Origin of the sequence: Halomonas sp. TD01, assembly GCF_923868895.1 — a bacterium.
In the GTDB taxonomy this organism is placed as follows: Bacteria; Pseudomonadota; Gammaproteobacteria; order Pseudomonadales; family Halomonadaceae; genus Vreelandella.
In genome coordinates, this window is sequence record NZ_OV350343.1 from 709,579 (window position 1) to 726,479 (window position 16,901).

Sequence of the window (16,901 nt, forward strand, 5' to 3'; positions counted from 1 at the left end):
GAAAATGCACGGAGGCTTCATGTCCCAACCACTACTGGAGTTTGACCGTTTACGAGTCGAATTCGATCTTCCCGATGGTACCGTTACCGCCGTCGACGACGTCAGCTTTACCATTTATCAGGGTGAGACACTGGCTTTAGTCGGCGAATCTGGCTCCGGCAAGTCGATCACATCAACCGCCGCCATGGGGCTACTGCCCGAACTGGCTCGCTCCACGGGCAAAATTAACTGGCATGGCGGCTCTGGCGATGAAGACTTGCTAGCGGTCAGCCGCCAGCGCTTGCGGGCCATCCGTGGTAATGAGATCTCGATGATTTTCCAAGAGCCAATGACCTCACTCAACCCAATGCACCGAATTGGGAGACAAATCCGTGAAGTGCTGCATAAGCACACAACCTTGCGGGGGGGAAGCTCTCACCAGCGAGCACTTGAACTCCTCGCTCAGGTAGGCATTCCGGAGCCTGAGCGGCGCATCAATAGCTATCCCCATGAGCTGTCGGGAGGCCAGCGTCAGCGGGTGATGATTGCTATGGCACTGGCCTGTGAGCCCAAACTGCTGATTGCCGACGAACCAACCACCGCCCTTGATGTCACTGTGCAGGCGCAGATTCTTACGCTCCTTAAAGACCTTCAAGCCCGCTACGGCATGGCTATCCTGTTTATCACCCACGACCTTGGTGTTGTCAGACATTTAGCAGATAGTGTGTGCGTAATGCAGCAAGGCAAAATAGTAGAAGCGGGAAAAACTGACACGCTATTTCAATCGCCCCAGCACTCTTACACCCAAATGCTTATCGCCGCCAACCCAAGCGGCCATAAAGAAGCTATCCCCAACTCAGCCCCCATCCTGCTGAAAGCAGAAAACATTAATGTCCGCTTTCCTATCAAAAAGCGCCTTTTTGGCCCCGACCGCTATTTCGAGGCAGTGAAAAGCATTGATCTCACTCTGCGGCGAGGGCAAACCCTAGGCATTGTTGGCGAATCGGGTTCAGGAAAAACCACGTTAGGCCGTGCGCTTCTTCGGCTGGTGAAAAGCAGCGGCGATATCTGCTTCGATGACATCGACGTAGCTCGCCTTGACCGCGCTGGAATGCGGCCGCTAAGGTCGCGTATGCAAGTGGTTTTCCAAGACCCCTTTGGCTCGCTTTCACCCCGAATGACCGTAGGTGACGTTATTGGCGAAGGATTACGCGTTCACCAACCGCTGTTACGTCGAGCCGAACGCGAGACCCTCGTCGTCCAAGCCCTTGAGGAAGTCGCTCTAGACCCTGCCCACCGACACCGCTACCCACATGAGTTCTCGGGTGGACAGCGCCAAAGGATTGCAATCGCCCGGGCTCTGGTCGTCAAACCCGAGTTTCTGCTGCTTGACGAACCCACCTCAGCTTTAGACCGCTCGGTTCAAATGACCGTCATTCAGCTATTACGTGACTTACAACAACGCCACGGGTTGACTTACCTGTTTATTAGTCATGACCTCGCGGTCGTGCGTGCGCTGGCTGATGAAGTGATTGTGATGCGACAAGGAGAAATCATCGAGCAACGCGATACTGCCTCACTATTCAGCGCTCCCCGTCAAACCTATACCCGCGAACTGATGCGCGCCGCCTTCCTGGAAAGCAGTGCATAGCTGCTCACCTACTAACCAGTAGCTAGTAGTTGCAACCCTGTGGGCATTGAACGAAAAAACCCGGCTTACGCCGGGTTTATAGGTAAAACGAGTCAAGCAGTCAGCTTATCATCAGAAGCGATAGGTAAGCTGAGCACCGAAACCATGGGCTTCGTTTTTATAGTCTGCTGAGTAGTTAGAGGTAATCGGCGGCGTTTGCTGTCCTGCCACAGTGAAGCTGTCGGTTTTGCTTTGATCAACCTGGGTGCTGCGCTCGGTAAGGTACGAGTAGGCAACGTCCAAGGTTAGATCAGGCGTGGGACTCCAGCCTGCACCAATCGAGAAAATGCGACGGTCGTCAGAGGGGATACGCACACTCCGAGTGGCATCCTGAGTTGGCGTAAAGTCCAGCGCCACACCGGCGCGCAGCGCCAGCGTCGGGGTTAACTGATACTCGCCACCGGTAGAGAATGCCCAAGCATTAGAGTAGTTCTGCTGCTCGTTAGTAATCTCACCACGCTCAGTGCCAGTGACCAAAATCTGGTCAAAGCGGCTCCAGCGTGCCCAGGAAGCACCAAACATCAGCTTTAAGCGATCAGTCATTTGCTGGGTAAGTGAGAAGTTGACGGTTTCAGGCGTTGTTAAATCCAGCGCTGCGGTATCCGTTACTGTGCCAATCCCTAACTGATCTAGCACAGGTGAATTCGCCGTAAAGCTGCCCTCCAGATTGAAATCCACTTTGGAGCGGTACGTTAAGCCGAGCGTAGTTTCGGGTGCAGGCTGATAGATGATACCTAAATTATAACCCCAGGCCTCATCATCACCTTCCACACGTGAATCCACTTCAGAAAGGCCTAGCGGTGTTGCCACTGGTACCTGACGGCGTAGTTCACCCTCTACGCGATTATAGGTAAGACCAGCACCAACAGACCACTGCTCATTGAAGCGATAAGAAACCGTTGGCTGGGCCGTCATCACTTTTACTTCGGTGTAATTGCCCTGGTTACGCCCCTGGAAGCCATTTTCGTATTCGGTTTTCGAACCAAATGGCGCGTATACCCCGAAACCAAAGGCCAACTGTTCGTTAACAGGATGCGCATAGAATGCGAAGGGAATTAATGTGCCCGGCACCATATCGCCATCGTTGGAACCCGCCACTGGCAACGTATCTGTCGCGCCTCCTGTCGCTTGCAGGAAAGCAGGGCTACTCTGTGAGGCACGTACATTCGTGATGTCACTATTTACGTTTAGGAACGTGCCACCTGCCGTAATTTGAGCACGGTCAAGGAACGACATGCCCGCCGGGTTACCGTACACAATGGTCGCATCATGTACATTTGAGCTACGTCCTGCATGCCCATACCCCTGGCCACTGACGCTCTGCTCGTTGATTTGATATCCGCCTGCTTGTGCCTGACTAGCAAAAGCGACTGAGGCTACTGCGGCCGCCAAGGTAAGCTTTTTAAATTTATTATGCATAGTGGGCCTCTCTTCCCAATGATCCGATGGATACTTCCATCCACCCTCTTTGTTCTAACACGTCAGTTTTGGCCCAATGACCGCTTGGGATCAAGGGCAAACGAGCGTTTTATTTCGGTTTTGACTTATACATTAGTCGAACGAGTGTTTTAAATCAGTGTTTTAGTCATTTCGGCTGAAGGCCTCAATATCGCTTGACCTATGTGTGACCCATAGGTTTTACACTAAAAAACATCACAACTTCCACGCAGAGGACGTTATGCCGCCTGGAGCGATGAAGGTCGGTGAGCTTGCCAAACGCGGTAGCGTTACCGCTGAAACGGTTCGTCATTACACCCGTGAGGGGTTACTAGCACCAACACGCCACCCTGATAACGGTTACCAGTTATTTTCAACGACTGACTTAGAGCGGCTGCACTTTATTCAACGAGCACGCAAGCTCGGTTTTAGTGTGGCGGAAATTCGCGACATCCTGGCTCACGCCGATCAAGGAGACTCCCCATGCCCGTTGGTGCGCGACCTACTTACCCATCGGCTACCACAAATCCGCGCGCGCATCGCCGAACTTGAAGCACTCGCCCAACGTATGGAGCAGGCGCTAGAGAGCTGGCAACACATGCCCGATGGCATGCCAGACGGCCATAGCCTATGTCGTTTAATTGAAAGTTTTCCCGAGGAGGCACAATGCAATCACACACCCTGCAGCCACAAACGCTGATTCGCACCGTGCCGGGCATGAACTGCCAGGGCTGCGTAAAGCGCATGCGCGAGGCGATTCAAGCCGCAGACCCTAACGCCGTCGTAGAAGGCTTTCCCGCAGACAAACGCCTGGAAGTTACCAGCACGTTAGAAGACGAGGCGCTGGACAGCACATTAACTGAAGCGGGCTATCCCGCGGGCGCCCCCAGCAGCGAGGCTCAACCGCCTGCGGATAGTCAAACTACGCAAACGACAGATAAAACTAATGACAAAAAGACGACTGAAAACGAGACAACCAACAATGCTCCTAAGCAGAGGCTATTGATTAGCGGCATGACCTGCGCAGGCTGCGTGAATAGCGTCGAAAAGGCATTGGCCAACACACCGGGCGTTACCGCCGCCTCGGTCAATTTTGGCACCCACACCGCCCAGGTAACGGGTAGTGCCGAGCGCAAGACACTGATTGACGCCGTGGCAGCCGCGGGGTACCGCGCCGAGCCCATTGTCGATATGCGCGAGGCCGAACGCACTCGTGAAGCCCAAGAGGCAGTCACCTATCGCCAGCGCCTACGTGGCAGTATGCTGTCGTTAGCGCTAGCTATTCCGCTTATGCTGAGCATGTTTGTTTACCACCCACACCCAATGGGAATGGGTCGCCTTTATTGGCTAGTCATTGGCTTGCTCACCCTGGCCATTTTAGCGTTTCCAGGACGACACTTTTTTACCAACGCGTGGAAACAGTTCAAGCACCACCAAGCCAATATGGACACGCTCGTGGCCATGGGCACCGGCACTGCCTGGCTCTACTCAATGATGGTTGTACTCTTTGCCCCTTGGCTGCCTGACGTCGCCCACGGCATCTACTTTGAAGCATCGGCCATGGTGATCGGGCTGATTCTACTTGGCAACGCTATGGAGCTACGGGCCCGCGGACGCACCAGCAGCGCACTGAAGCGCCTTCTCGATCTACAAGAGAAAACGGCGCGCGTGATTCGACATGGCCAAGAGCAGGAGTTGCCCGTCGACGACGTAGCGATAGACGATCACATCCGCGTGCGCCCTGGAGAACGGCTGCCGGTGGATGGCATCGTACTCGACGGCCAAAGCTACATCGATGAATCCATGCTCACCGGTGAGCCACTGCCCGCTCACAAAAGCGCCGATGACGACGTCAGCGCGGGCACGGTTAACGGCAATGGCAGCTTGGTCTATCGCGCCACTCGTGTGGGCAGCGACACCCGCCTGGGGCGCATTACCGAACAGGTCGCCAGCGCTCAAAACTCTCGCCCGCCAATTGGCGAACTGGCCGATAAGATATCGGGAATTTTTGTCCCCAGTGTCATGATAATCGCCGTACTAACCGCACTGATCTGGTTTAACGTCGGCCCCGCACCTGTGGTGATCCATATGCTGGTGACCGCCACCACGGTGCTGATTATCGCGTGTCCCTGCGCTTTAGGGTTGGCAACACCGATTTCTACCATGATTGGGGTCGGTAAAGCCGCTGAGCACGGTGTACTGGTAAGAAGCGGCGAAGCGCTGCAGACCGCCAGCCAGATCACCACCTTAGTGGTGGACAAAACCGGCACACTGACAGAAGGCAAACCCCAGGTGACCGATGCGACCGTGCTACATAATGACACTTCGCAAGTGCTAGCCTGGATAGCCGCTCTGGAAAGCCGTTCGGAACACCCGTTAGCAAATGCACTAACGGCTTATGCCGAAGCGCATAATGCCCCCGCTGAAACACTGAATACGTTTGATAGTGTCACCGGTGGCGGCGTGAAAGGCAGCACCCAAGCAGGCGACTCACTGCTGCTGGGCAATGCCCGCCTACTGGAAGAGGCTGGCGTGGACCTGACCCCCGCAGAAGAGAACGTGCGTCAGTTAGAAGCGAAAGCGCGTTCATTGGTATACCTGGCAGCCAATGGCGAGCTAGTTGCGCTATTCGGCATCAGTGACCCGCTGCGTGCTGACGCCGCTGCCGCTGTAAAACGCCTACAAGAAGATGGATTAACCGTCGTCATGCTCACCGGCGATAATGAACACACCGCTGCTGCGGTGGCGCAGGAAGTCGGGATTAGCGAGTTTAAAGCAGGTATGACGCCAGATGATAAACACGCGGAAATTGAGCGTCGCCAACAGGCAGGAGAAGTCATAGGCATGGTAGGTGATGGCATTAACGATGCCCCAGCTCTGGCCCGCGCCAACGTGGGTTTTGCCATAGGCCAGGGCACCGACATCGCCATGGAGAGCGCCGGAATCACCTTGATGCGCGGTTCGCTACACGGTGTGGCCACCGCCATTGAGTTAAGCCGAGCGACACTAACCAACATCAAGCAGAACCTAGTCGGTGCCTTTGGCTATAACGTGCTGTGCATCCCGATTGCCGCAGGCCTGCTTTATCCGTTCACCGGCATGCTGCTGTCACCCATCATTGCCGGTGCAGCCATGTCGCTGTCATCAATTACCGTGGTCAGCAACGCCAATCGATTAAGGCTTTGGAAAACCGCCCAACAGGAGGCCTCATGAACCTATTGATTAACTTGGCCGGGATCGGCCTGATTGCCACTATCGTATGGTGGTTTTGGCTTAGCGCTTGATAGGCAGTTTCATCGTGGTTGTAGCATCATCGGTAGACCACCTTGAGGACGTAACGTCAGCCGGCACTCTATGCTTACCTGGTGGTCAGGAACTAGTTTAGGCGTGAAGTGCTGGGCTAATGTTGCCAAGCAGAGTACTCCCTCATATAGCCCAAAGCGTTTTCCGAGACAAACACGTGGCCCCACGCTAAAGGGTAGATAAGCAAATTTGTCTGGACGTGGAGCCTCTGGAAGAAAACGCTCTGGAACAAAATGATCGGGCGCCTCCCACAATTTACGATGCCGGTGCAGCAACCAAGGGGATACGAGCAAAACGGTCCCTTCTCGCACATCGCGATTGCGCACCTTATCGTTACCTCGAGCTTGGCGGCTTAGCATCGGTACCGGCGGGTACAGCCGCATGGCTTCTTCGAACACAGCCATTGTGTACGGCAGTTTAGCGACATCTTCGTAGCACGGCGTTCTACCACCGAGCACTTCATCTAGCTCATGCTGTAGTCGCGCCATGGCCTGTCGATCATAATCAAGCAAATACCAGCACCAAGCCAATGCGTTAGCCGTGGTTTCATGTCCGGCCATAAACATGACAATCGCTTCATTACGCACCGCTTTCCGCCCCATCGGGCAGCCGTTATCTTCGCCATCTTTCATAGACGCCATAAAGCTATCTACCAGACTATGCTGCCCCGGCCCTGATCTCTGCGTATGGCGGTCAATAATTCGATCGATAATTTCATGCACTTGTTTTGCTGAATAGCGCGTACGCGCTCTTCGCAGCGGATTACCTAGCAAACTTAAAAACGGCAATCCCAGCATATTGGCCATATCTAAATGCTCAGAATGACGCTGATATTCGGTAAAACCAGCCACCACTTGCTCTGCTTCTTCGTCGGTGGTGTCATCCCCAAAAATCGTTCGGCCAATGATACGCGCTGTTAAATGAGCCATCTCAGTAAGCATATCAATGGGCGCATCTGATGGATGCTGGGCCCATCGCTTGGCAGTCTCCTCCGCAGAGGCGGTCATGGTGGTACAGAAACCAGGTAACAGAGCGTTAGTTAGCGATGGCGCGCACTGGCGTCGGCGCTGGCGCCACAAATCGCCATCGCTGACAAACAACCCATCATCAAGTAGAGGTTCCAGTGCGCGCCGCATTTGAGGACTTTTGCGGTCATAGTTGTCATGTTGTTCAAGGAAAATGCGTCGAACCGTATCAGGGCTATTACACAGAACATAGTCCTGATTCATCAATGAAATACGCGAAGTGCGTATTGAGTAGTCTTCTTCCCGCCAGACAGAAAGTAAATTATTCTGAGCCCGCCGCATGCGATGCATGATGCCTTTACTAGCTGAAACAGGCGTTACACTGACCGGAGGCTCCAGGCGTTCCGCCCGCTTTAGCGCCTCAGCAAGCTGCTGATAGTCATCTCCGCTTGTTGTTATTGTTGTCGTTTTGCGTGACGTACTAACGTGATGCATTATCTACAGCCCTACTATATGTATATTGGAAGACGCTTTTATACGCGGGAACCCTAACGAAGTATGTATTTTTCGCGACCGGAGACACTGCGTCGGAAATTCTTTTTAACATAAATCTACTGCAACAAGCAGCCTAATGCCGCTGCATATTCAGGCACTTGATGCAGCGGCATGTGCATTTTTTGGTTGTTCTGGGATTGCCTATGCCGTTAGGTTCGTTTAACTAACCCCAATATAGCGCCCAGGTTTGTGATTCAGGGCGATAATCAGATTGAGGGTAACGGCGCCGATGACCGAATAGCCCACACGGTCTAACGGAAGTTGAGTCAGTGCCACCAGCAAAATTAGCCCATCGATACCCAACTGCACATAGCCTGCCCGCAGGCCGTGCTTTTCTTGCAGGTATAGCGCCAGAATATTGATACCACCCAGGCTGGTACGGTGACGAAATAGCATTAGCATACCAATACCCATCAGCGCGCCGCCCATCAACGCGGCGTATAGCGATGGCACGCTGGCAAACTGCACCCAGCCTTGGGTTAGTTCGGAAAATAGCGACACAAGACCAATAGCGACAAACGTGCGCAGCGTAAAACTCCAACCCATCCGCTTCACCGCTAAATAGTAAAAAGGCAGGTTAATCGCGAAAAACCAAATGCCAAACCCCCACCCGGTGATGTAATTAAATAGCAGCGCCATCCCAGCAGTGCTGCCAGTGATCAATACCGAGTGGGTATAAAATGCCACACCTAAAGCAACAAACAGCGTGCCAAGTACCATGGCCATCATATCTTCATAGTATTTATGCGGATCTTTAGGCAGATCGTCCCGCATGAGGATGTCCTTTTGTAGAGTTATTCGAGCACTTCTTCCAAGAGACTCTGCAACGTCAGTGTCTTTACAGAGAATCACCGGGAAGGGAGAACGTATTTCCGACGCTCAATGGATCTTATTTCATCAGCGACCCAAAGCACTCTCTAGTATATTGGCGGCATTGGCTGCCCCATTTGCTTTCTGCACGGCGCTTGAAAAACGCTGGGCAGATTGACGAAATACAGGCTCATGCATTAGTCGCTCTAGCTGTCGCACCAATTTATTGGGATTAATTCTACGCACTGACATCTGCAAGCCGAATTTTTGGCGCACGCCAATTTGAGCATTGAGACGCTGCTCATAGTGGGCAGGCAGCGCCAGCATTGGCACACCCGCCGCTAATGACTGATACATACTGCCATTGCCACCGTGATATAGCATTGCTCGTGCATGAGCCAAGAGCTGCGAGCCAGGCGCATAGCGCGTAAAACGGAAATTACTCGGGGCAGCATCCATCACCTCTTCGCTTACCTGACCACCGGTGGTCACCATAAAACGGTAAGGCAGCGCTCCCAACGTGGGATACGTGCTGCGCAGGAAGTGCTCTAGCAACCCTGTTGACCCCATGGTGATATAAATATTGGGCGTGCCATCTTGGAGCTCATCAAACCATTCAGGTAACGGGGCCGTTAGATCTGGGGAGATCGGCCCTACCATATGGTAATCGCGAAACCGTTTAGGCAAGCTGTAGAGCCCTGGTAAATCAGGCGAAATCATTGGCATGTGATAGAGCATGTCAAAGGCATTTCGGTCTGGCCGCTGATACTTCTGATAAAGTCGCCGTCTGATACCAGACAGTAAATAGCGGTCTAAGCCTTTAGCAGCGTAGTAAGTAGGTGTTGGCGGCGTTAACAGTCTTGCGGCATAGCCATTCATGATGCCAGCACACGGGACGCCGGCAATATACGCAGCGGTGCTGGCACTTACCGTGGCATCACCCACCACTAAATCAGGTTTGACCTGTTCGATAGCCTGCAACTGGGACTCAATAATCTTGGTTAGAGGCGCCCAATAGCGTAGGTGCACCATATCCCAAAAGGAGGCTTTCCAGCCAAGACGTTGGAAGCGTATCCATATATCGGGAAGATTCGGCTCTCGAGCATAGATAAGAGGGAACCCTGCTTCCTGAACAAGGCTCAAGCGAGAGCTGGGATGGTTAGGATCATCACCCGCGAAAATCACCTCGTGCCCACGTTGGCGAAGTACGTTGGCTATCTCGATACAACGCACTGTATGCGCAAGCACCCACCCCAGAGGGAAAAACAGGATACGTGACGGTCTGGCAGCCACATGGCTACCACTAAGCGAGTCTGACATACCAAGTTTCCTGTCTTATTCAACCATCAAACGATGTTGTCCACTGACTAAAATCCGCGAATAGCAAAGAGGATTAGACAGGGCTGGCGTGTTCTACCATCAACTGCAATGACTCTCGTCCTCGCCAGCGGTTGCGATTGAGCTTATAGGCGCAGTGCAGCGTGTCGCCCACGCTAAATGAGGGGAGCTCCCCTGGCGTTAACGCCCGGAACCAAATCGCTTTGCTAGTCACCGCGCCCATGGAAAGTTCCATCATCAGGTGAGAACCTTCAGCACCTACTGGGCGTAGTGCTTCAACAATAAAGCGCCCTTCAAATAGTGGCGGGTCAAACTCACGCCCGTAAGGGCCAAGCGCTTCAACTTCGCTTAGCGTTAACAGAGATAGCTGCGACGTAGAGAGCTCGCCATCTGTCCATAGCCGCGGATAAAGCGGTGTATCGCCCAGTTGCTCACCAACGGCCTGTAAAAAAGCAGTTTTAAAGGCCGCTAACTGTTCTCTTGGTACGCCGACACCCGCCGCCCCACTATGGCCGCCAAAGCGCGGTAGCGCCTCGGGTGCTAGCTCAAAGGTGCGTTGCAACGCATCTCTCAGGTGCAGGCCATCAATCGAGCGGCCAGAACCGGTCAACATATTGGGCGCCGCCGCGCGGGTCAGCACCAACGCGGGGCGACCATAGGCCTGGACTAGCCGCGAAGCGACAATCCCCTGCACACCAGGGTGGCCATCTTCCAGCAGTACCACCACCGCCGGCTCATTAGCTTCCAGCGTAGACACAGCAAGTGCACGCGCTTCTTCCGCCATGTCCGCCTCAATCGCCTTGCGGGACTGGTTGTCTTGGTCAAGCACTTCTAGCTGACGATTGGCGACACTATCGCTTTCCGCGAGCATAAAGTGTAACGCCGCATAGGGGTCATCCAGCCGTGAGCGAGCGTTAATTCGTGGCCCCATTTGGAACGCCAGCGTTTCAGCGTTAAATGGCACACTATCTGCCCCAAGCCGCGCCGCCATGGCGCGCCAACAGGCAGCATCCATACGGTTGATCAGCGTTAATCCGTAGTTAACTACTGCGCGGTTAGCCGGACTACCGCCCAGCGAAACACAGTCCGCTACGGTGCCCAGCGCGACGTAAGAAAGCCATGGCGACAGCTTAGGAGTTGCGTCAGGCAATGCCCCCCATTCAATCAACACGCCACGGGCAAGCGACATCAAAAGCCATGCCACCATGCACCCAGCGATCGTTTTATCGGGATAGTCACAATCACTGCGTGTCGGGTTAACGCAGGCATAGGCAGAAGACGGTGGGCCTTCCAGCGGCAGCGCGTGGTGGTCGCTGACGACTACATCAATACCAGCGGCTTTCAACCGTGCAATACGCGGCTCATCTGAACTACCACAGTCAGCGGTAATCACCAGCGAGGGCAGCGGTTTTAAACCAAGTGCGCGCTCCACTAGCGGCAGACTAATGCCATAGCCATCGTGGATACGGTGGCCAATCAAACTATGTAACTTGTGTTCGGGTACGCCAAACAGCTCCACCAACGTGCGCCGAATCACCACGTGGGAGGTAATACCGTCCACGTCGTAATCGGTGAGAATGCCGATAGATTCACCTTCTGCCACTGCCTGAGCAATACGTTCAGCGGCACGGCGGCCGTCGGCTAACTTTTCTGGATGCGCCAAGTAACGCAGGCTCGGCGCAATCAGCGGAACGAGCTCGCCCGTGTAGCCCGGCAGGCGTGAAGCCAATAGCCGCGCTTGTAGCTCGCTTAAACCTTCCGCTTGGGCACGTGCGTAGACAGCCTCGTCCAGTGGACGAGGCTCTAAGCGTGGTTGGTTGGCATTTTGCGTGAGTGTTAGTTCGTCGGCCATGACGCCTCAGCGCCGATTGTCAGCGACGAACCGCTGCACGGCACTCAGCTCAGCTGGCAGCACCGTGTAACGCTCTTCGCGCTCCAGCAGGTCATCCATATGAGTGGGTAACGGCACGCCTTGGAAGCCCGCCTTAACCACGGCTTCAGCAAATTTCGCTGGATGCGCGGTAGCCAGCGTAATCACTGGCGTTGTGGTATCCACTCGTGCGCGCTCGGCAGCGCGATAGCCAGTGGCCGTATGGGGGTCAAGAATCTCCCCTGTACGGTGATGGGCTTCACGAATGACTTCCAGAATGGTCGCATCATCAACGCTGTGGCTGGCGAATTTTTCGCGCAACTTGGCCAATGGTGCATCGGCAAGCGCCGTAGGCTCTTGCTGGAAGCGTTCTAGCAGCGCTGCCACAGCGCCCCCATCGCGGTCATAAGCATCAAACAGCAAACGCTCAAAGTTTGACGAGACAACGATATCCATTGAAGGCGCGAGGGTCGCTGCCAACTCTTTCTTGGAAAAATCGTTGGCGGCAAGCGTACGATGCAAAATGTCGTTGGCATTGGTGGCAATAATAAACTGCTTCACCGGCAGCCCCATCTTATAGGCCATATAGCCTGCGAAGACGTTACCAAAGTTAGCCGACGGGACGCAGAAACTCACTTCCCGCTGAGGCGCACCCAATGCAACGCCAGCGGCAATGTAGTAAACGATCTGCGCCATGATGCGCGCCCAGTTGATCGAATTCACTGCCACTAGCCGCGTGCCATTCAAGAAATCCTGATTAGCAAAGCTCGCCTTGACCATTGCTTGAGCATCATCGAAGTTACCTTCGATAGCAATATTAAAAACGTTGTTGGCCAGCACCGAGGTCATTTGGCGGCGCTGGACTTCTGAAACGCGATTGTGCGGGTGGAGAATAAAAATATCGAGGTTATCGCAGTGGCGACAGCCTTCAATGGCCGCCGATCCGGTATCCCCAGACGTCGCCCCCATAATCACGGCACGCTCGCCACGCTTTTTCAGGAAGTGATCCAGCAGGCGCCCTAACAGCTGCAGCGCGACATCTTTAAACGCCAACGTTGGGCCGTGGAACTGCTCTAGCAGAAAGTGGTTGGCATCCAGCTGCTTTAACGGCACAACGGCGTCATGATTGAACGTGGCGTAGGCTTCTGTCACCAGGCGACGGAAGGTATCGTCGTCAATCTCACCATTTACAAACGGCTTCATGACCCGAAAAGCAATCTCGGCATAGGAAAGGCCAGCCATGCTGGCTAGCTCTTCCTTAGAGAATTCGGGCAGCGTTTCCGGCACATAAAGTCCGCCGTCGCTGGCCATCCCGGTTAACACGACCTCTTCGAAGGAGAGCGCGGGCGCTTGGCCGCGCGTGCTGATATAACGCATGAGTTACTCCCCTTCGCTCAGACTTTCAACGCGAATACGGGTAACAGGCCCAGCAATATCCGCCATGGACTCGATTTCACGGATAGCATCGTTCATTTGTTTCTCTTTTGTGCGATGCGTCAGCAAAATGATCGGCACCAGTTCGCCTTCGGTGGCTTCTTTCTGTATTAGCGCTTCAATAGAGATGCCTTGCTCAGCCAGAATGGTGGCAACACGCGCCAGCACGCCCGGGCGGTCAACGGCCAGCAAGCGTAAATAGTACGCCGTGATGATGTCTTCCATTGGCATAATCGGCAGTTGACTTGCATCGTCGTCGATACCGCTAAACGCTAGGTAAGGAACGCGATAGCGGTGGTCGGTGGCGATATCACGGGCAACATCAAGCAGGTCAGCGACAACAGCGGAAGCCGTCGGCTCAGCACCCGCGCCCGCGCCGTAGTAGAGCGTCGGGCCAACCGCATCGCCCATCACGGCGATGGCATTTTTAACACCGTGTACATTGGCCAGCAGACGCTCTTTAGGGATCAGCGTCGGGTGAACCCGTAGCTCCAAGCCTTGATCGGTACGTTTCGAAAGGCCCAGGTGTTTAATCACGTAGCCCAGGTTATCAGCCTGCTCGACGTCTTCAGCGGTAATGCGAGAAATACCTTCGGTGAAGGCTTTATCAAACTGCAGCGGCACGCCATAGGCAATTGATGCCAGAATAGTCAATTTATGAGCGGCATCGATACCTTCCACATCGAAGGTAGGGTCAGACTCTGCATAGCCTAGCGCCTGGGCTTCGGCCAATACGTCTTCAAAAGCGCGGCCTTCATCACGCATATGAGTGAGGATGTAGTTGCCGGTGCCATTAATGATGCCCGCAACCCACTCGATACGATTGGCGCCAAGGCCTTCGCGCAGCGATTTGATGACCGGAATACCACCGGCTACAGCCGCTTCAAAGGCAACAATGACGCCTTTCTCATGAGCAGCGCGGAAAATTTCATTACCGTGAACAGCAATCAATGCCTTGTTGGCAGTCACAACGTGTTTGCCGTTCTCAATGGCCGTCAGTACCAATTCACGGGCGATATCGTAGCCACCGATCAATTCTACCAACACATCCACATTGGGGTTGTTAGCCACCTCAAACACGTCAGAGGTTGCATTAATGCCGGTAATATCGCAGTCAGGATGAATACTGCGGTGGGCAACCTGCTCAATCACAATCGGGCGGCCTGCACGACGGCTAATGTCATCAGCGTTACGTGTTAATACGTTAAATGTACCGCCACCGACCGTACCTAACCCACAAATGCCTACTCTTACCGGTTTCAAAATACTTCCCCTTTCGTGATGGGCACCCATAGGTGCCGCCTCTTAAATCAGTGTCTCAGCGCTAACGTTCGTCACTTCTCGTGACGTTATTCGTCTTCCAAGCCTAACATGCTAACGAGCCGGTCGGGGGGTACAAACCCCGGCACCATTTGCCCGCTGGGTAACACAATCGCGGGCGTACCCTGCACACCCACAACTTTACCTAATTCGTACTGATCGGCAACGGGGTTATCGCAGTTTGCCGAAGCCTCAAGCGTTTGGCCTTGCTTAGCTTGCGTCATGGCCTCGCTGCGGTTATCCGAACACCATACTTGCTCCAGTGTCGTCGCAGCTCCACTTCCCATGCCTGCGCGTGGAAATGCCATATAGTGCACCGCAATGCCCCGTTCGTTAAGCTCAGGCACCACTTCATGCAAACGTTCACAGTAAGGGCAGGTTGGGTCGGTAAATACGATTACTGTGGCTTTAGGCTCATCAACCCCCTGAAAAACCACTCGCTCGCTTATTGGCATGGAAGCAAGTGCCGCTGCCCTTTCCTGGTTACGCGCCTGTTCAGTTAAGTTAATCAGACCATTATCCGCGTTTTGATAGAGGTCCCCTACCAAAAAGTAACTGCCATCGGCATTGGAGTAAAAAGACTCTCCGCTTTCCAAGATAACGTGATACACCCCGTCTATTGGCGTTGCATTTACCTGCTCCACCGGCATTGACTGGCCATTAACTTGTAAATTCTCCGTCAGATGTTCGGGCACGGCATCAGCACTGGCAACTACAGGCAGCAAACAGCCCGCCAACGCCAGCCAGGGAACACAGGATCTAGCAACTAAAGACATACGTTGATGCATTGTATCTTCAACCTCGCGGATGGTGTTCGGCATGCAGTTGCTCCAGGCGCGCCTGGGCAACATGCGTATAAATTTGCGTTGTAGATAGGTCGCTATGGCCTAACAACAGCTGTACGACCCGCAAATTAGCACCATGATTCAATAAATGAGTCGCAAATGCGTGACGCAACGTATGAGGTGACAAGGGACGAGTAATTCCCGCAGTGATAGCGTGGACTTTAATACGGTGCCAAAATGTTTGCCGGGTCATGGCTTTATCTGCTCGCCCAGGAAACAGTGCAGGCCGAGTAGGGTCTTGCATCAACGCGGGCCGCGCCGTTTTTAGGTAACGCTCTATCCACTCGGCAGCCTCTTCACCCATTGGCACCAGCCGATCTTTATCGCCCTTACCCCTAACACGAACAACCCCTTGACGAAGATTGACCGCATCGCCACTCAATCCAACCAGCTCCGACACGCGTAGCCCGCAGGCGTACAGCAGCTCAAGCATGGTGCGGTCGCGAACTCCCAGCGAGGTGCTAATATCAGGAGCGAGCAAGAGACGCTCGACCTCTTCCTCTTCCAGGGTATTCGGCAAGCTAGGGCGTACCTGCGGCAGCGCCACATTGGCCAATGGGTCGCTGGCGATATGCCCATAAAGCCGCGCCCAACGATAAAAGCTGCGTAGTGATGATAATAGCCGTGCATTGCTACGCAGTTGATAGCCTTGTTCTCGGCGTAATTCCAACCACTCGCTAAAACGCTCTGGCGAGGGGGTTAACAGTGTTTCCCCTGCACTTACGAGCTGCTGCTGCCAAGCGGTTAAGTCGTGCCAGTAGGCCGCTAACGTATGGTCGCTTGCCCCTTGCTCCAACCATAAGGCATCTAGATAGGCATCTATCACGCTCATAGGTTAACGGTCTCTTGACGGTGGTACCACACAAACAAAAACCCCGCCCCGCAAAGCGGTGACGGGGTCTTGGTATCCGAGCACTACGCATGTCAAAAACTACGCATGTCAAAAACAGCGTGCGCCCGTGAAAAAGTGGCAGTTAAGCCAGCTTTTCCTTGATACGCGCTGACTTACCGCTGCGCTCGCGCAGGTAGTACAGCTTGGCTTGACGAACGTCACCGCGACGCTTGACTTCAATAGAGTCAACCAGCGGGCTGTAGGTCTGGAAAGTACGCTCAACACCAACACCGTGAGAAATTTTACGCACGGTGAAAGCGGAGTTCAGACCACGGTTACGCTTACCGATAACCACACCTTCAAACGCCTGCAGGCGCTCACGAGTACCTTCCTTTACTTTAACCTGAACGACGATGGTGTCGCCCGGTGCAAAGGCCGGGATCTCTTTACCCATTTGCTCGGATTCGATCGCCTGGATCACCTTGTTCTTGCTGCTCATTTTCATACTCCTAAATAACGTAAT

General features: G+C 54.0%; 13 protein-coding genes. 3 read left to right on the forward strand and 10 right to left on the reverse strand.

Going from position 1 to position 16,901, the window contains the following annotated elements:
* Positions 1–19 precede the first annotated feature (19 nt).
* Positions 20–1,630, forward strand: a complete 1,611-nt coding sequence (locus L1X57_RS03320) for an ABC transporter ATP-binding protein (protein ID WP_009724096.1) — start codon at positions 20–22, stop codon at positions 1,628–1,630.
* Positions 1,631–1,741: 111 nt separating this feature from the next.
* Here L1X57_RS03320 and L1X57_RS03325 read toward each other — a convergent pair whose 3' ends face one another.
* Entirely contained in the window at positions 1,742–3,088 is a 1,347-nt protein-coding gene (locus tag L1X57_RS03325; protein WP_009724095.1) for an OmpP1/FadL family transporter, read from the reverse strand.
* 274 nt (positions 3,089–3,362) lie between these two features.
* Here L1X57_RS03325 and L1X57_RS03330 point away from each other — a divergent pair, with 274 nt between their 5' ends.
* Both L1X57_RS03330 and L1X57_RS03335 read left to right on the forward strand, forming a co-directional pair.
* Positions 3,363–3,806, forward strand: coding sequence for a MerR family transcriptional regulator (locus L1X57_RS03330; protein WP_039869435.1), 444 nt, complete (start codon positions 3,363–3,365; stop codon positions 3,804–3,806).
* Positions 3,773–6,319 (forward strand): heavy metal translocating P-type ATPase, encoded by a 2,547-nt coding sequence (locus tag L1X57_RS03335; protein ID WP_009724093.1) that lies wholly within the window; start codon positions 3,773–3,775, stop codon positions 6,317–6,319. The genes L1X57_RS03330 and L1X57_RS03335 overlap by 34 nt, the downstream gene beginning before the upstream one ends.
* An 80-nt stretch (positions 6,320–6,399) precedes the next feature.
* On the opposite strand, the gene L1X57_RS03340 is transcribed toward L1X57_RS03335, so the two are convergent.
* From L1X57_RS03340 to rplS, 9 genes are all read right to left on the reverse strand, one after another.
* Complete coding sequence (locus tag L1X57_RS03340; protein ID WP_009724092.1) at positions 6,400–7,869, reverse strand: cytochrome P450; 1,470 nt, start codon at positions 7,867–7,869, stop codon at positions 6,400–6,402.
* A 219-nt stretch (positions 7,870–8,088) separates the two neighbouring features.
* The gene (locus L1X57_RS03345; protein ID WP_009724091.1) at positions 8,089–8,703 is read right to left on the reverse strand and encodes a YitT family protein; all 615 of its coding nucleotides are present in this window, start codon (positions 8,701–8,703) and stop codon (positions 8,089–8,091) included.
* 123 nt (positions 8,704–8,826) lie between these two features.
* Positions 8,827–10,059: a glycosyltransferase gene (locus tag L1X57_RS03350; protein WP_009724090.1), complete on the reverse strand. Its 1,233-nt coding sequence runs from the start codon at positions 10,057–10,059 to the stop codon at positions 8,827–8,829.
* Positions 10,060–10,132: 73 nt separating this feature from the next.
* A complete protein-coding gene (locus tag L1X57_RS03355; protein WP_009724089.1) occupies positions 10,133–11,929 on the reverse strand; it encodes a single-stranded-DNA-specific exonuclease RecJ in 1,797 nt (598 codons plus the stop codon).
* Positions 11,930–11,935: 6 nt separating this feature from the next.
* Positions 11,936–13,324: a threonine synthase gene (gene thrC / locus L1X57_RS03360; RefSeq protein WP_009724088.1), complete on the reverse strand. Its 1,389-nt coding sequence runs from the start codon at positions 13,322–13,324 to the stop codon at positions 11,936–11,938.
* Positions 13,325–13,327: 3 nt separating this feature from the next.
* A complete protein-coding gene (locus L1X57_RS03365; protein ID WP_009724087.1) occupies positions 13,328–14,644 on the reverse strand; it encodes a homoserine dehydrogenase in 1,317 nt (438 codons plus the stop codon).
* A gap of 86 nt (positions 14,645–14,730) precedes the next feature.
* Positions 14,731–15,522 carry a DsbC family protein gene (locus L1X57_RS03370; protein WP_009724086.1) on the reverse strand — a complete coding sequence of 264 codons (792 nt, stop codon included), beginning with the start codon at positions 15,520–15,522 and terminating at the stop codon, positions 14,731–14,733.
* Positions 15,497–16,378, reverse strand: coding sequence for a site-specific tyrosine recombinase XerD (xerD, locus tag L1X57_RS03375; RefSeq protein ID WP_009724085.1), 882 nt, complete (start codon positions 16,376–16,378; stop codon positions 15,497–15,499). Before xerD ends, L1X57_RS03370 begins: the two co-directional genes overlap by 26 nt.
* 142 nt (positions 16,379–16,520) lie before the next feature.
* Positions 16,521–16,877, reverse strand: a complete 357-nt coding sequence (rplS, locus tag L1X57_RS03380; protein WP_009724084.1) for a 50S ribosomal protein L19 — start codon at positions 16,875–16,877, stop codon at positions 16,521–16,523.
* Positions 16,878–16,901: the final 24 nt, after the last annotated feature.

What these genes read in the sequence shown, in the direction of transcription:
- L1X57_RS03335 (WP_009724093.1), top strand. Translation starts at nt 3,773, where the DNA reads ATGCAATCACACACCCTGCAGCCACAAACGCTGATTCGCACCGTGCCG.
- L1X57_RS03345 (WP_009724091.1), bottom strand. Translation starts at nt 8,703, where the DNA reads ATGCGGGACGATCTGCCTAAAGATCCGCATAAATACTATGAAGATATG.
- thrC (WP_009724088.1), bottom strand. Translation starts at nt 13,324, where the DNA reads ATGCGTTATATCAGCACGCGCGGCCAAGCGCCCGCGCTCTCCTTCGAA.
- xerD (WP_009724085.1), bottom strand. Translation starts at nt 16,378, where the DNA reads ATGAGCGTGATAGATGCCTATCTAGATGCCTTATGGTTGGAGCAAGGG.
- rplS (WP_009724084.1), bottom strand. Translation starts at nt 16,877, where the DNA reads ATGAGCAGCAAGAACAAGGTGATCCAGGCGATCGAATCCGAGCAAATG.
- L1X57_RS03320 (WP_009724096.1), top strand. Translation starts at nt 20, where the DNA reads ATGTCCCAACCACTACTGGAGTTTGACCGTTTACGAGTCGAATTCGAT.
- L1X57_RS03350 (WP_009724090.1), bottom strand. Translation starts at nt 10,059, where the DNA reads ATGTCAGACTCGCTTAGTGGTAGCCATGTGGCTGCCAGACCGTCACGT.
- L1X57_RS03355 (WP_009724089.1), bottom strand. Translation starts at nt 11,929, where the DNA reads ATGGCCGACGAACTAACACTCACGCAAAATGCCAACCAACCACGCTTA.
- L1X57_RS03340 (WP_009724092.1), bottom strand. Translation starts at nt 7,869, where the DNA reads ATGCATCACGTTAGTACGTCACGCAAAACGACAACAATAACAACAAGC.
- L1X57_RS03330 (WP_039869435.1), top strand. Translation starts at nt 3,363, where the DNA reads ATGAAGGTCGGTGAGCTTGCCAAACGCGGTAGCGTTACCGCTGAAACG.
- L1X57_RS03370 (WP_009724086.1), bottom strand. Translation starts at nt 15,522, where the DNA reads ATGCCGAACACCATCCGCGAGGTTGAAGATACAATGCATCAACGTATG.
- L1X57_RS03325 (WP_009724095.1), bottom strand. Translation starts at nt 3,088, where the DNA reads ATGCATAATAAATTTAAAAAGCTTACCTTGGCGGCCGCAGTAGCCTCA.